The organism is Phenylobacterium sp. (assembly GCF_013822795.1).
In the GTDB taxonomy this organism is placed as follows: Bacteria; Pseudomonadota; Alphaproteobacteria; order Caulobacterales; family Caulobacteraceae; genus Phenylobacterium.
Map to the genome: position 1 here is coordinate 69,009 of NZ_PNLB01000022.1, position 12,805 is coordinate 81,813.

The following is a 12,805-nucleotide window of genomic DNA, read 5'->3' on the forward strand; positions in this document are numbered from 1 at the left end:
GCCCGCAAGGGCGCCGCTAGTCCAGCGCGATCGCCGAGAGCAGACGGCCGAAGTCCGGCTCGCCGCGCTTGAAGGCCCGGCGGTTGGAGAAGAACAGCTCTTCCTCGGCGCAGGTGTCGCGGCCCAGCCATTCGCAGGCCCCGACGCCGGCCCGGCGAAGTCGGTGCAGCACGTAGCCGGGCAGGTCGAACATGGCCTTGCCGCCGGCTTCGGCGGGGATGAAGAACTCAACGTTCTGCGGGGCTTCCGCAGCGAACGCCTCCACGAACTCGGCGCCCACCTCGTAAGACGCCTGGGCGATGCAGGGGCCGACGACGGCGACGATGTCGGCCGGCCGGGCGCCCAGCTCCCGCATCCGCGCGACCGTGGCCTCGGCGATGCCGGCCAGCGCGCCCTTCCAGCCGGCGTGGGCGGCGGCGACCACGCCGGCCTTCGGATCGGCGAACAGGATCGGGGCGCAATCGGCGGCCAGCGCGCCGCAGGCCAGGCCAGGCTTGTTGGCGGCCACGCCGTCGGCCTGGGGGCGCTCGCCGTTCCAGGGGGAGCCGGCGACCAGGGCTGTGGCCGAGTGGATCTGGTAGCAGGTGTTGAGCGCGCCCTCGGGCAGGCCGAAGTGGGCGGCGGCGCGGCGGCGGTTCTCGATCACGTCGCCTGGCGCGTCCTGGGAGCCGCGCCCGACGTTGAGGCTGGCATAGAGGCCCGTCGAGATGCCGCCTTGGCGGGTGAAGAAGGCATGGCGGATCCCGGCCAGGTCGAGCAGCGGCGAGGTCAGAACGGGCGGGGTCAGGACGGTCTGGTCGTTCACGTGAGGGTCTCGAAAGCCGGCGGTTCGAAGCCGGCGGAATGAATGCAGGCGGCCTTGAAGAGCTCGCCCATTTCGTCGGGGGAGACCAGCCGCTCGAGTTGGCGCTCGATCTTATCGCCAAGGTCGGGGCGGGCGTTGGCCAGGGCCTCGGCGCGGGCCCCGATCCCGAGCCGGACGAGCAACTCGCCCTGGGTCAGGATCTGCGGGGTTTGCGCGCCCTGGGCGGCGGCGGCGGCGAGCACCGCCGGGAAGTCGGCGTGGACGGTGAGGTCGGCCTCGCCCGGCCCGGTCAGCGGGCTTTCCTTGCGATGGCGGCGCAGGGCCTGGAGCGTGTCGCCGAAGCCGGGCGCGGCGCGGCCGTAGTCGATGAGCAGCGCCGCGCCGCCGTCGGCCACGACACGGATCGCGAGTTCGTCGCCAAGTGCGGCCTGGGCGGGCGAGTGCTCCAGGATCGCGCCGACCGGCGCGAGCCGGTCGATCGCCGGCGCGCCGGCCAGGCCGAAGGTCAGCGCACCGGCGTCGTCGAGCCCGACCATGCGCTCGGCCCAGCCCTTTTCGGTGCGGACGTACTGGCGGGCCGGCAGGCAGTCGAGTAACTCGTTGGCCACCAGAATCAGCGGCGCGTCGCCAGGGACTTCGTCCAGCGACGCGGCCCAGGAGATGTGATCGCCGAGCGTTTGGCGCTGGCGGTCGCGCAGCGGCTGGGAGACCTCGACCAGCCAGACATCGGCGGCCTCGGTGAACTCGCGCGAGAGGCGCGCGGCGCGCAGCAGGTCGCTCATCAAGGTGCCGTCGCCGGGGCCCATCTCGACCAGCCGGAACTCAGCTGGACTGCCCAGGCGCGCCCAGGTCTCCACGGCCCAGAGGCCGATGAGTTCGCCGAACATCTGGCTGACCAGCGGAGCGGTGACGAAGTCGCCGTTCTCGCCGAGCGCCGGACGGGTGGCGTAGTAGCCGAAGTCCGGATCGTGCAGGCAGGCGTGCATGTACTGGGCGACGCTCATCGGCCCGCTGGCCCGGATCTGGGCCGTCAGGCGGTCGCGCAGGCTCATGGGGTGTGGGTCTTGGCCTGCGCCGGAGGGGGCGCGGCCTCGACGGCGAGGGGTTCACGCAGGCCGCGCCAGATGAGGAACAGGCCCAGCAGCACCATCGGCGCCGACAGCATCATCCCCATGGTGAGCCCGAACGGGAACGCCTCGAGATAGCGGTCCGGCTCGCGGAAGTTCTCCACGAAGGTGCGGAAGATCGCGTAGCCGAGGAAGAACATGCCGGCGACGACGCCGCGGCGCTGCAGCAGCTTGGCGTGATGGGTGGCCCAGCGCAGGATCAGGAACAGCACGATCCCTTCCAGCGCCGCTTCGTAGAGCTGGCTGGGGTGGCGGGGCGTGACACCGTCGGCGTGAGGGAAGATCACCGCCCACGGCACGTTGGCGGGGCGGCCCCAGAGTTCGCCGTTGATGAAGTTGGCGATGCGGCCGAAGAACAGGCCGATCGGCACGCAGGCCGCGACCGCATCGCCCAGGCGGAAGATGTCGATCTTGTTGCGCCAGGCGAAGCCGAACAGCGCGATCATCACGCCGAGCACCCCGCCGTGGAAGCTCATGCCGCCTTCCCAGACCTTCACGATCTGCAGCGGGTCCTGGAGAATGATCGACGGCGTGTAGAAGAGGACGTGGCCGAGCCGGCCGCCGAGGATGATGCCGAGCGTCACCCAGAGGATCATGTCGTCGACCTGGGGAATGGTCGCAGGCGCGCCGCGCGGCCCCCACAGGGCCTGATTCTTCATCAAGCCCGCGACATAGCGCCACCCCAGCAGGATGCCGGCCACGTAGGCCAAGGCATACCAGCGTATTGCGAAAGGCCCGATCTGGACGAGGACTGGGTCAAAATCGGGGAATGGCAAGGCGGGCGTCTCCGAATGCTTCGCCGCCAAGGTTTAGACGAGAAGCCCTTCGCTTTCATCCCCCGGCGGGCCATATAGGGCTCATGCAGACTCAGAACCCCTTTCTGGACGAGTTCGCCAAGCTGACCAGCGCGGCGATGGGCCTGGCCCAGACGGCCGGAGACGAGGCCAAGGCCGCGTTCCGCGCCCAGGCCGACCGCTTCGTGGCCGACTTCGACCTCGTCCGTCGCGACGACCTCGACGCGCTTAAGGCGGAGATCGCCGCGCTGCGCGCCGAAGTGGCTGAGTTGAAGGCGGTCGCGCCCAAAAAGGCGGCCAAGAAAGACTAGGTCTAAATACACGCGAATGTGGCTCGCCCGGTGAAAGAAAGCCGGTGACGCCAAAGCCGCGAAGCAGCTTACTTTGAACATCGCAGGCGATTCGATGGCCGGCCCGGCCGCGGACGCCCTCTGCGAAAGGACCGCTGGTCTAATGGATACCTCCCAGCCTGACGAAGACGTCCTGGTCACGCTCGACCCGCTCGACGTGGTCGAACATGTGCTGACCGCCGAGAACCTGCAGTTCGACCGTACTGAAGACGGCGACCTCGCCTTTGCTCTGACCGGTGACTGGAAGGACTATGAACTCTGGTTCGCCTGGCGCCCCGAGGCTGACTGCCTGCAGCTGTGCCTCTCGGTGGATCTGAAAGCGACGCCCGAACAGAAGGTCGCGGCCTACGAACTGGTGTCCACCCTCAATCAGCGCGTTTGGCTGGGCCATTTCGAGGTCTGGGACGACGGCGAGATCATCTTCCGCCACTCGATGGCGCTGATGACCGGCGAGCGTCCGAGCCTGGCCCAGGCGGCCGCGATGATCGACGTGGCGATGGAGGCGGCGGACCGCTTCTATCCGGCGTTCGACTTCCTGGTGCGCGGGTCGAAGTCGGCGGCCGACGCCGTGGCGGCCTGCATGTTCGAGACCGTCGGCGAGGCCTAGGCGCAGCCGGACTTAACGACTAGAGCGTGATGGTCGCCGAAAGCCGTTCGGCCATTACGCTCGAGGACTACCGATGACGCCGATCTTGATGCTGGGCGCCGGCCGCATGGGCGGGGCGCTGATCGAGGGTTGGCGTATGGCCGGGGCCTTCCAGGCCTCCGACCTGCTGATCCGCGAGCCGCACGCCAATCCGACGCTTGAGGCGGCGAAGGCGGCGGGCGCGAGCGTTAATCCGGCCGACGCCGAACTCGCGCGGGCCAAGACCGTGCTCCTGGCGGTGAAGCCGCAGCTGTGGCGCGAGGCGGCCGCCGAGGTCGCCGATCACCTGGCGCCTGACGCCGTGATCGTCTCTATCGCCGCCGGCGTGCGGGTGTCGGACATTTCCCAAGCATTCGGCGGCCGCGCGGTGGCGCGCATCATGCCGACGACCGCCGTGGCGATCTGCCAGGGCACAGCCAGCATCTACGCCGCCGACGGCGAGGCCAAGGCGCGGGCCCACGCGCTGTTCGCCCCCGTGGGGACGGTCGTCGACATCGCCGACGAAGAGCTGATGCATGCGGCGACCGGGGTGTCCGGTTCTGCCCCCGCCTACCTCTACGCCTTCGTCGAAGCCCTGGAAGCGGCGGGCGCCGCGGCCGGATTGCCGGCGGCTGACTCCGCACGGCTGGCTCGCTCGACCATCGCCGGCGCGGCCGCGCTGATGGCCCGCGGCGGCGAGGAGCCGGCCGAGCTGCGCAAGCAGGTCACCTCGCCCGGCGGCACGACCCAGGCGGCGCTCGACGTGCTGTTGGGCGAGAACGGCTTTCCGCGACTGCTGCGTGAAGCCGTCGCGGCCGCGACGCGGCGGTCGAAGGAGCTGGGCCGCTAGCCTCTCAGCTCGTGCGCTTCCAGGTCTGGGCCTGGCAGACGACGGCCACGCAGCCCTCGACCTTGAGCGTCCCGTCGGGATTGGCGGTCATCTTCGAGCCATAGGTCTTGCCCGAATTGGGATCGTAGATCTTGCCCCCCGTCCACTTGCCGGGGCCGGCCGACTTGAAGTCGCGGATCATCAGCATGCCCAGGATCGGCCGGCTGCGCAGCGAGGCGTCGGGGTTGTTGGCGTCCTTAGCCCCGGCCGTCTTCAGCCAGGCGACCTGGCCGCACATCTTGGCTTTGTCGCTGGCGCAAGGGGCGACCTTGACCTTGGCGGTCCCGGCCTGGACCAGCCAGAGCCCCTCGACCGGATCGGCGGCCAGGGCGGGCGAAGCGATCGCGGCGGTCAGGGCGGTCGCGGCGGCTAGGCGGGCTAGGGTCATCGGAGGTTTCCTCATCGCGCAATCTCGGCGTGCGGAGACTGGCCGAACCCGGTTATCCAGGCAACCTGACAATCGCCCTGAGGCCGCCTAGGGGCGAGCGGTCGAGGACGATGTCGCCGCCGTGGCTGCGGGCGACGTCGCGGGCGATGGCCAGGCCCAGGCCGACGCCCTTCTCGTTCTGGTTCCGGGCTTCATCGAGCCGGTTGAAGGCCTTGAAGGCGTCCTCGTATCGGTCCTGCGGGATGCCTGGGCCGTCGTCGTCGACGATGATCTCGACCCCGCCTGAGGCGCGGGCCGCGGCGGCGACCTCGACCGTCTCGCCATGTGCGGCGGCGTTCATCACCAGATTGGAGAGCGCCCGCTTGAGCGCGTTGGGACGCACGGCCGCCAGCAAGGCCGGATCGGCGGTGACCCGGACCTGGGCCCCGGCGCGGATCGCGCCCTCGCTGACCTCGTCGATCACCGACTTCAGGTGGACGGTCTCGACGGCCTCGCCGCCCTCTCCGCGGGCGAAGGCGAGATACTCGTCGATCATGTGCTCCATCTCGGCCAGGTCGCGCTTCATCTCGGCCGTGCGCGGGCCGGGGTCGGCCAGGGCCAGCTCTAGCTTCAGCCGGGTCAGCGGCGTGCGCAGATCGTGGCTGACGCTGGCGAGCAGGGCGGTGCGCTGGTCGATGTGACGCTGGATGCGCGACTTCATGGCCAGGAAGGCCTGCGCCGCCTGGCGCACCTCGCGCGCGCCGCTGGGCTTGAAGGTCGGGGCGTCGACGCCCTTGCCGAAGGCGTCGGCGGCGCTGGCCAGCCGCTCGATGGTGCGGGTCTGGTTACGGATGAACAGGATGGCGATGGCGGTCAGCAGGATCGTCGCCATGGCCAGCCACAGCACGAAGATGTGGCCCTGGGTGGCGAAGGCGCGGTCGCGGGGCGCCAGGATGCGGATGACGCCCTGGTCGACCTTCACCCGGATGTCGACATAGGCCGGGTAGCGGGTGGTGTCGAACCAATAGGGCGCGTCCAGCCGTTGGCTGAGCGCGCGGTCGATGGCGCGGTCGACGACGGCGAACGCATTGGTGCGCCGGCCCTGCGGCAGCTCGCGGCCCGGCTGCAGGGCGATAGAGAGGTTCAGCGACTTTTCCGCCCGGTCGGCGATCGTGGCCATGGTCTGCGGGCTGGGCTGGTCCTGATAGCTTTCGACCGCCCAGGCGACCTCGCCGGCCAGGCCGTCGGACAGTCGGCTGGTCACCGTCTGCCAGTGGGCGTCGAAGAAGATCCAGGTCACCGCGATCTGCATCAGCGCCACCGGCAGCACGATGATCAGCAGCGAGCGGCCGAACAGCGAGGTCGGCAGACTGCGCTTGATCAGCCGCTGCACCAGGCGCGGCTCAAGGCGGCGGGGGAGTTTCACGGCCGTTCCATCAGTCGGGCGCCAGCAGGTAGCCGACGCCGCGAACGGTCTGCAGGTAGCGCGGCGTCTTGGGATCGTTCTCGATCTTGCGGCGCAGGCGGGTGACCTGGACGTCGACGGCGCGGCCGGAGGGATCGACGGTCTCTCGCGCCAGTTCGAGGCGGTCGACCGGTTCGTGCGGGCTGCGCGCCAGGCGCTTGAGCAGGGCGACCTCGGCCTCGGTCAGCCGGACAGGCGCGCCGTCTCGGCTCAACTCGCCGCGCTCCAGGTCGAATTTGCAGACGCCGAGCGACAGGCTGCCATTGCCCGCGCCGCCGGGGCGCTGATCGGCGCGGCGCAGGATCGCCTCGATGCGCAGCAACAGCTCCTCGGGCTCGAAAGGCTTGCCCAGGTAATCGTCGGCGCCGAGCTTGAGGCCTTCGATACGGTCCTCGGCCTGGCCGCGCGCCGTCAGCATCAGCACAGGCGTGCGGCCGGCGGCGCCCTTGCGCTCGCGCAACCAGCGGGTCAGCGAGAAGCCGTCCTCGCCTGGCATCATCACGTCGAAGACGGCGAGATCGAAGTCGATGGTCTCGATCAGGCTGCGCGCCGCCGCGCCGCCGGGCGCGGTGGTGACGCGGAAGCCGTGCCGGGTCAGGTACTGCTTGAGCAGGTCGCGGATGCGATCATCGTCGTCGACCACCAGCAGGTGACGTTCGGCAGTCTCGACCACGGCCATCAGGCGCCTCCGCTCTTCATCCGCCCGCCGGCCAGGGCCGACAGGATGCGCCTGGCGCCGGCCACGCCGTCCAGGCCACCCACCCGATAGGACCGGGCGAGCTGGGCGCGCAAGCGTTCTGAGATGCGGTCCTCGAAGGCGGCGCCGGCCGGAGTGAGGCTGACGGCGCGGCGGCGGCCGTCCAGATCGCCGGCGATCTTCTCGGCCAGGCCCTTGGCCTCGAGGTCGGCGACGATGCGGCTGGCGGCCTGTTTGGAGAGGCTGGTGAGGTGGGCCAGTTCCTGCACCCCCACCCCCGGCCGGCGCTTGAGCAGAAAGGCGGCGCGCCAGTGCGAGCGCCCCAGGCCAAGGCCCGTTTCGGCCTCCAGTCCGGCGTCGACGCCGGACCACAGCGCAGCCTCGGCGAGCAGCAGCAATTCGAGGCCGCCATCCAATTCCTCGTCGCGCAGAATGAGCCTTGGATCGGCTGCGACCATTACACTTTGAAACCCATTTTGTTTGACGCGGGGGACCAGGGAGTCTGTAAGAGGGCCGTATTGAAAGGAGGACTTTCCCTCATGTCTCTAGTGCCCTTTGACGATCGCGACGGATGGATCTGGCTGGACGGCCAGTTCGTGCCCTGGCGCGAGGCGAAGGTGCACGTACTGACGCATGGCCTCCATTACGCCTCGGCGGTGTTCGAAGGCGAGCGGATGTATGGGGGAGAGATCTACAAGCTGCGTGAACATACCGAGCGTCTGTTCAAGTCGGCTGAGATGCTGGACTTCGAAATCCCCTTCACGGTGGAGGAGATCGACCAGGCCTGCAAGGACACCTGCGCCAAGAACGGCCTGACCGACGCCTACCTGCGTCCGATCGCCTGGCGCGGTTCGGAGATGATCGGCGTCTCGGCGCAGAACACCAAGATCCATGTCGCCATCGCGGTGTGGGACTGGCCGAGCTACTTCAGCCCGGAAGAGCGCGCCAAGGGCATCCGCCTGACCTGGGCCAAGTACAAGCGCCCGTCGCCGGAGACCGAGCCGGTCCATGCCAAGGCCACGGGCCTGTACATGATCTGCACCATCTCCAAGCACGCCGCCGAGAAGGCCGGCTACACCGACGCGATGATGCTCGACTACCGCGGCTACATCGCCGAGAGCACCGGTTCGAACGTGTTCTTCGTGAAGAACGGCGCGCTGCACACCCCGACCCCGGATTGCTTCCTGAACGGGATCACCCGCCAGTCGGTGATCGCGCTGGCCAAGTCCAAGGGCATCGAGGTGATCGAGCGTCACATCAAGCCGGAAGAGCTGGCGGACTTCACCGAGTGCTTCGTGGTCGGCACCGCCGCCGAGGTGACCCCGGTCGGCGAGATCGGCGAGTACCGGTTCACCCCGGGCGCCCTGTCGCTGGGCCTGGCTGACGATTACGCCCGGATGGTGCGTCGCGAGGCCGTTCCGGCCTAAGCGCTGGCGCATCGCCGCAACAAACCCGCCGCCCGGAGCCATCCGGGCGGCGTTTTTGTTTCGAAGTCGATGTTTCGAAAAATGGGGATGGGGGGATTCGCCCTCCAGCCGCCCCTGGACCGTCGCTCGCGCTCCCCCGCAGCAGCGCCAGAACCAGGTTGGCTACGAACCCCCCCGCGCCGTCGCCCCCCTTGGCGTCGACGAGAACCGATGCTGCCAAAGCGGGCCGAGGGGGTCTAGTGCGGGGACGCCACACGCCGGGCGTGACGATAGCCGCGCCGCCCTTTCGAGCGGCGCGGCGCAGTGACTGCCGTCAAATCAGCCAGGTGTTGGGCCGCGGATAGGCTTCGTCCTGCGAAATGTAGACGAGGCCGATGACGCAGCGAACGGCGAACCAGACCCCGACCGCGCCCCAGAGGAAGAGGAACAGCAGTAGGAACGGAATGCCGATCAGCACGAACGACAGCACCGCGCTGATCCCGATCAGCAGGCCCAGCGACAGGAAGATCGCCAGCCCGATCCAGAAGGTGCGGATCTGGAAGTCGTAGTGGGTCCGCATCCGCGGGCCGGCTTTGTCGAGGTTGATGTAGGCCACCACCAATCCAACCAGGATGGTCAGGCCGTTCACCAGCCCAAGCAGGTAGAGGCCGTAGACCACTGCCGGCAGGACGCGGTCCTCGGTCGTCACAACGGTGGTTTCGGTTTGGCTCAATTCAGTCTCCCAAGCGAAGTATCTGAACGAGATGTGGCCCCGTTCATCGCGAATGCCAGCTTAATTCGCGTTCATGTCGCTTGGATGCAGCGCGACTACCGATTTCTCGGCCGCAGCCACGGCAGGACCGCCGCGCCGAGGATCACGACGAAGACCAGCCGCGCGGCCAGGGCGACACCCAGCAGCCAGGCCCCGGCGACGCCGGCGGCGAGCAGCACGGCGATGGCGCCGACCGCCATCAGCCCCATGATCCAGAGCACCGCCTCGGCGTTCGGCGAAGGACGGCGGATCGGGCGGTCGGGAACGGCGTCGGAGAGGGCCGCCAGGAAGGTCTCGAAGGTGTCGGCCTGGTCGAGCGGGCGCATGGCGCCGCCATAGGTCAGGGCAGGGATGGTCACGCGCCGGCGCTGGAACTGCAGCACAGCGCCGCGGTCCGCGCGCGTGACGCCGCGCAGTTCGGCCAGCGGGAAGCGGCGCTCGCGCCCAGTGCGGCGTTCGACGATGGCGGACTTCTCAAGCGTCCAGACGGTTTCGCCCTGCAGCGGCGAGAGACGCGCGGCGTAGCTGACCATCAGCCCCGGACGACGGTGATCTCGACCCCGGCGGCGGCGGCGTGCGGCGCCAACGCCTGCGGCTTTTCCACCCGCACGCGGGCGCGCATGACGCGTGGATCGGCGAGGCACGCGCGGGCCAGGCGCTCGGCGAAGTCCTCGACCAGCTGGATGTGGCCGGCCGCGGCGATGTCGCGCGCGAACTCGCCGATCGTCTCGTAATTGACAGTGTCGGCCAGCCGGGTGGCGCCGGCCGTCGGCACGTCGAGCTCGACATCGACGATCAGCGGCTGGGACATGCCCTTCTCGTGGGCGTAGACCCCGATCTCGGCGGCGACCTTGAGGCCGGTGACGAACACCTTGGTCATGACCACGCGCCCTTGCGGCTCGGGCGACGGGACCTCGGGCGAACTCTGCTGCAGCGATGGAAGAACCAAGGGGGCTCCGTTCCAGGGAAGCGGCTCAGGCCAGGTGCTGGCCGGCGTCGACGGCGATCATCTGGCCCGTCACTGACCTTGCGTCAATGAGGTACCGCAACGCATGGCCGATCTCGGCCGGATCGACCGGGTGGCGGAGCAGAGTGTCGGCGACCTCGTCATCGAAATCACTGCCCTGCTGGTGGATCGAGGGCAGGGTGGGGCCAGGGCCAATGCCGTTGACCCTGATGTGCGGCGCCAGGTCCTGGGCCAACATCTGGGTGGCCGCCCAGAGCGCGCTCTTGGACAGCGAGTAACTGAAGAAGTCGGGACTTGGCGCGAACACCCGCTGGTCGAGGATGTTGACGATCTGGCCGGTGCGGCCGGCCGGGAGGCGGCGGGCGAAAGCCTGGGCCAGCACCAGCGGGGCGCGGAGATTGGTCTCCAGGTGCGCATCCCACGAGGCGCGGTTCATGCTGGCGAAGGCGTCGTTCTCGAACACCGAGGCGCAGTTGACCAGCAGGGTGACGGGGCCAAGCTCGCTCTCGGCGGCGCCGACCAGCGGGGCGGTGGACCCCTCGTCACGCAGGTCGCAGGCGTGCAGCGAAGCCTTGCGGCCGCGGGCCCGGACATCGGCCGCGGCGGCTTCGGCGTCGTCGTCTATGGTGCGGACGTGGATGGCGACATCAAAACCCGCGTCGGCGGCGGCCTGGGTCAGGACCCGGCCGATCCTGCGCGAGCCCCCGGTGATGAGGGCCGCGCCGCGGGTGGTGTCAGCCAACGAGCAGCCTTAGTCGAGCCGGCCGAACTCGAAGTAGTTCAGCGCGCCGATGACGACGATGAAGGCAAGGATGGTCAGGATCGCGGTCATGGGAGGCTCCAGCGTTACGTGTTCGGCTTTAGAGCGGGCGCGGCGTGATCGCAAGGGGCCGGGGAACCGGACGGCGGTTCGGGCTTTGCTTTAGCGGGGCGTCGCCCTGCGGCTTCGCCCAACGGCAGGAGCAAGTTGATGATCCGAGACCAGGAGTCCTTCGAGGCGGCCCTTCAGCGGGTGGCGGACCTTCTGGAGCACCCCCCTGCGGACGGCAGCCAAGAGGGCCAGGAGTTCCTTCAGCTGCTGCACGACATCGAACACTTCCATCCGACTGCGCTCAGCGCCCCGCCGGACACCAAGTTCGCTCAGGTGGGACGTGAGGCCGAGGCGCTGCTGGCGCGGGCCAACAATTTCCAGGCCAGGCGCGATGCGCGCGAGAAGCAGGAAAAGTGGATGACGTTCCCCGAGGACGGCGAAGGCATCGGGCCGACGACCGGGGTCGATCGGCGATCAGACTAGCGCTGGCAGCAACAGCGTCGCCACCATCACGGCCATCACCACGCCGAGCACGATCAGCAGAACGTCGCCGGCCCGCATGGAGAGCCGCGGACCGGGCCCGGGAGGCGGCGGGGCCTTGACTTTCGCCCGCTCTCGCCCTCGCAGGCCGAGCAGGTGGACGATCGCGGCGCCGCCTAATCCCGCCACCGCGCCGAACATGCTGAACGGCAGCCATGCGGCCAGGGCGGACGACTGGGTGTTGATCAGGGCCCAAGCGCCGCTGGCGACGGCCCCGACGATGGCGCAGGTCGGTGCGAAGGCCGGCCTTGGCCACTTGGCGATTGCGATGTTGGCCATGACGCCGGTCAGGGCGGCTGGAATCACCCCAAGCGGATAGCCCCAGGCAAGAAGCCGGGTCCCCTCGAGCGCGCCGGCCAGAATTATGAACGGCGCCAGCGGGAGCAGGGCGATAGTCGCGCCGATCAACGGTCCGGCGATGACGAAAACGGCCAGGACCGCTAGCGGTCGATGCGGCGCGCGTACGATCTCTTCCATGTCGCGGAGGTTGCGAGGCTGGGATTTACGTCCGGCTAAGACGGGCGCTTAGAACCTGCGCACATAGGCCGCCGCCCAGGAGTCGGCCGAGCGCTGGCCGAACTCGTGGCGGGTGTAGTCGATCCGCACGCCGTTGGCGCCGGCGAAGAAATATTGGGCGCCGACGCCGAAGCTGAAGGCGTCCTCCGTCCGGTCGACGTCCATGGATTGGCCTAGGTAGCTGGCCTTGGTGTTGAGCTTGGCGTAGCCGAAGCCCAGCCGCGCGAAGACCTCGGCGTTCTCGGTGATCGGCAGGAAACCGACCGCATAGAGCCCTGCCTGATACTTGAGTTCCTCGTTCCAGGCGTAGCCGACGACGAGCATGTCGACCTGATCGTCATCGACGCCGACGGCGAGTTCGCCCTCAATCCCGAGGTGCGGGGCCAGGCGGGCGCCAAACCGGCCCTGGGCCGCGCCAAGACTCGCGTCGAACTCCCTAGTCTCGAACTGTGTGTAGCCGATCGAGCCGTAGAGGTCGGCGGCCTGGGCCGATCCGGCGACGGCGCATGCGGCGGCGAGCAGCGGCAGCTGAGCGAATTTCATGAGCGCCCCCTAATGGCGAAATTTCTTTTCGGCGCATCTTATGCGGGTGTCGGTGCGGCGGAAAGATGTCCGTCGCCTTGCTCAATGGCGCCCGCGCGGGTCAAGCTGGCGAAAACGCCGGAGGAAACGCC

19 protein-coding genes are annotated in these 12,805 nt (G+C 68.9%); 5 read left to right on the forward strand and 14 right to left on the reverse strand.

Features of this window, described 5'->3' with window-relative positions; genetic code table 11:
- Window positions 1-16: 16 nt before the first annotated feature.
- Genes pgeF through lgt form a run of 3 tightly spaced genes read right to left on the reverse strand, consistent with a single transcriptional unit; the run spans window position 17 to window position 2,708 of the window.
- Complete coding sequence (gene pgeF, locus C0481_RS18475; protein ID WP_293406555.1) at window positions 17-805, reverse strand: peptidoglycan editing factor PgeF; 789 nt, start codon at window positions 803-805, stop codon at window positions 17-19.
- On the reverse strand, window positions 802-1,857 hold the full coding sequence (locus tag C0481_RS18480) for an SAM-dependent methyltransferase (protein ID WP_293406557.1): 1,056 nt from the start codon (window positions 1,855-1,857) through the stop codon (window positions 802-804). The genes pgeF and C0481_RS18480 overlap by 4 nt, the downstream gene beginning before the upstream one ends.
- Window positions 1,854-2,708: a prolipoprotein diacylglyceryl transferase gene (lgt, locus tag C0481_RS18485; RefSeq protein ID WP_293406559.1), complete on the reverse strand. Its 855-nt coding sequence runs from the start codon at window positions 2,706-2,708 to the stop codon at window positions 1,854-1,856. Before lgt ends, C0481_RS18480 begins: the two co-directional genes overlap by 4 nt.
- Before the next feature lie 83 nt (window positions 2,709-2,791).
- Between lgt and C0481_RS18490 the strand changes: the two genes are divergently transcribed.
- The 3 genes from C0481_RS18490 (at window position 2,792) to proC (ending at window position 4,551) form a co-directional block, all read left to right on the forward strand.
- Entirely contained in the window at window positions 2,792-3,037 is a 246-nt protein-coding gene (locus tag C0481_RS18490) for an accessory factor UbiK family protein (protein WP_293406561.1), read from the forward strand.
- A gap of 142 nt (window positions 3,038-3,179) precedes the next feature.
- Window positions 3,180-3,683, forward strand: a complete 504-nt coding sequence (locus tag C0481_RS18495) for a YbjN domain-containing protein (protein WP_293406563.1) — start codon at window positions 3,180-3,182, stop codon at window positions 3,681-3,683.
- Window positions 3,684-3,756: 73 nt separating this feature from the next.
- Complete coding sequence (proC, locus tag C0481_RS18500) at window positions 3,757-4,551, forward strand: pyrroline-5-carboxylate reductase (RefSeq protein WP_293406565.1); 795 nt, start codon at window positions 3,757-3,759, stop codon at window positions 4,549-4,551.
- 4 nt (window positions 4,552-4,555) lie between these two features.
- Here proC and C0481_RS18505 read toward each other — a convergent pair whose 3' ends face one another.
- Genes C0481_RS18505 through C0481_RS18520 form a run of 4 tightly spaced genes read right to left on the reverse strand, consistent with a single transcriptional unit; the run spans window position 4,556 to window position 7,577 of the window.
- The gene (locus tag C0481_RS18505) at window positions 4,556-4,978 is read right to left on the reverse strand and encodes a DUF2147 domain-containing protein (protein ID WP_293406567.1); all 423 of its coding nucleotides are present in this window, start codon (window positions 4,976-4,978) and stop codon (window positions 4,556-4,558) included.
- Window positions 4,979-5,030: 52 nt separating this feature from the next.
- A complete protein-coding gene (locus C0481_RS18510; protein WP_293406569.1) occupies window positions 5,031-6,383 on the reverse strand; it encodes an ATP-binding protein in 1,353 nt (450 codons plus the stop codon).
- Between the two features lie 10 nt (window positions 6,384-6,393).
- Entirely contained in the window at window positions 6,394-7,101 is a 708-nt protein-coding gene (locus tag C0481_RS18515) for a response regulator transcription factor (protein ID WP_293406571.1), read from the reverse strand.
- Complete coding sequence (locus tag C0481_RS18520) at window positions 7,101-7,577, reverse strand: MarR family transcriptional regulator (protein WP_293406573.1); 477 nt, start codon at window positions 7,575-7,577, stop codon at window positions 7,101-7,103. The genes C0481_RS18515 and C0481_RS18520 overlap by 1 nt, the downstream gene beginning before the upstream one ends.
- An 81-nt stretch (window positions 7,578-7,658) precedes the next feature.
- On the opposite strand from C0481_RS18520, the gene C0481_RS18525 reads away from it, so the two are divergent.
- Window positions 7,659-8,546 carry a branched-chain amino acid aminotransferase gene (locus C0481_RS18525; protein WP_293406575.1) on the forward strand — a complete coding sequence of 296 codons (888 nt, stop codon included), beginning with the start codon at window positions 7,659-7,661 and terminating at the stop codon, window positions 8,544-8,546.
- Between the two features lie 313 nt (window positions 8,547-8,859).
- Here the strand turns inward: C0481_RS18525 and C0481_RS18530 are convergent, their stop codons facing one another.
- The 5 genes from C0481_RS18530 to C0481_RS18550 all read right to left on the reverse strand — a co-directional run bounded on the left by C0481_RS18530 (window position 8,860) and on the right by C0481_RS18550 (window position 11,150).
- A complete protein-coding gene (locus C0481_RS18530) occupies window positions 8,860-9,258 on the reverse strand; it encodes a hypothetical protein (protein ID WP_293406577.1) in 399 nt (132 codons plus the stop codon).
- A 95-nt stretch (window positions 9,259-9,353) separates the two neighbouring features.
- Entirely contained in the window at window positions 9,354-9,830 is a 477-nt protein-coding gene (locus tag C0481_RS18535; RefSeq protein WP_293406579.1) for a hypothetical protein, read from the reverse strand.
- Window positions 9,830-10,177: a dihydroneopterin aldolase gene (gene folB, locus C0481_RS18540; RefSeq protein ID WP_293406625.1), complete on the reverse strand. Its 348-nt coding sequence runs from the start codon at window positions 10,175-10,177 to the stop codon at window positions 9,830-9,832. The genes C0481_RS18535 and folB overlap by 1 nt, the downstream gene beginning before the upstream one ends.
- A 94-nt stretch (window positions 10,178-10,271) precedes the next feature.
- Window positions 10,272-11,006, reverse strand: a complete 735-nt coding sequence (locus tag C0481_RS18545) for an SDR family oxidoreductase (protein WP_293406581.1) — start codon at window positions 11,004-11,006, stop codon at window positions 10,272-10,274.
- 9 nt (window positions 11,007-11,015) lie between these two features.
- Window positions 11,016-11,150, reverse strand: a complete 135-nt coding sequence (locus tag C0481_RS18550) for a hypothetical protein (protein WP_293406583.1) — start codon at window positions 11,148-11,150, stop codon at window positions 11,016-11,018.
- An 84-nt stretch (window positions 11,151-11,234) separates the two neighbouring features.
- Between C0481_RS18550 and C0481_RS18555 the strand changes: the two genes are divergently transcribed.
- Window positions 11,235-11,558, forward strand: coding sequence for a hypothetical protein (locus tag C0481_RS18555; protein ID WP_293406585.1), 324 nt, complete (start codon window positions 11,235-11,237; stop codon window positions 11,556-11,558).
- On the opposite strand, the gene C0481_RS18560 is transcribed toward C0481_RS18555, so the two are convergent.
- A complete protein-coding gene (locus C0481_RS18560) occupies window positions 11,550-12,092 on the reverse strand; it encodes a hypothetical protein (RefSeq protein ID WP_293406587.1) in 543 nt (180 codons plus the stop codon). The two genes, C0481_RS18555 and C0481_RS18560, sit on opposite strands and share 9 nt — an antisense overlap.
- Before the next feature lie 48 nt (window positions 12,093-12,140).
- The gene (locus C0481_RS18565) at window positions 12,141-12,674 is read right to left on the reverse strand and encodes an outer membrane beta-barrel protein (protein ID WP_293406588.1); all 534 of its coding nucleotides are present in this window, start codon (window positions 12,672-12,674) and stop codon (window positions 12,141-12,143) included.
- Window positions 12,675-12,805 lie beyond the last annotated feature (131 nt).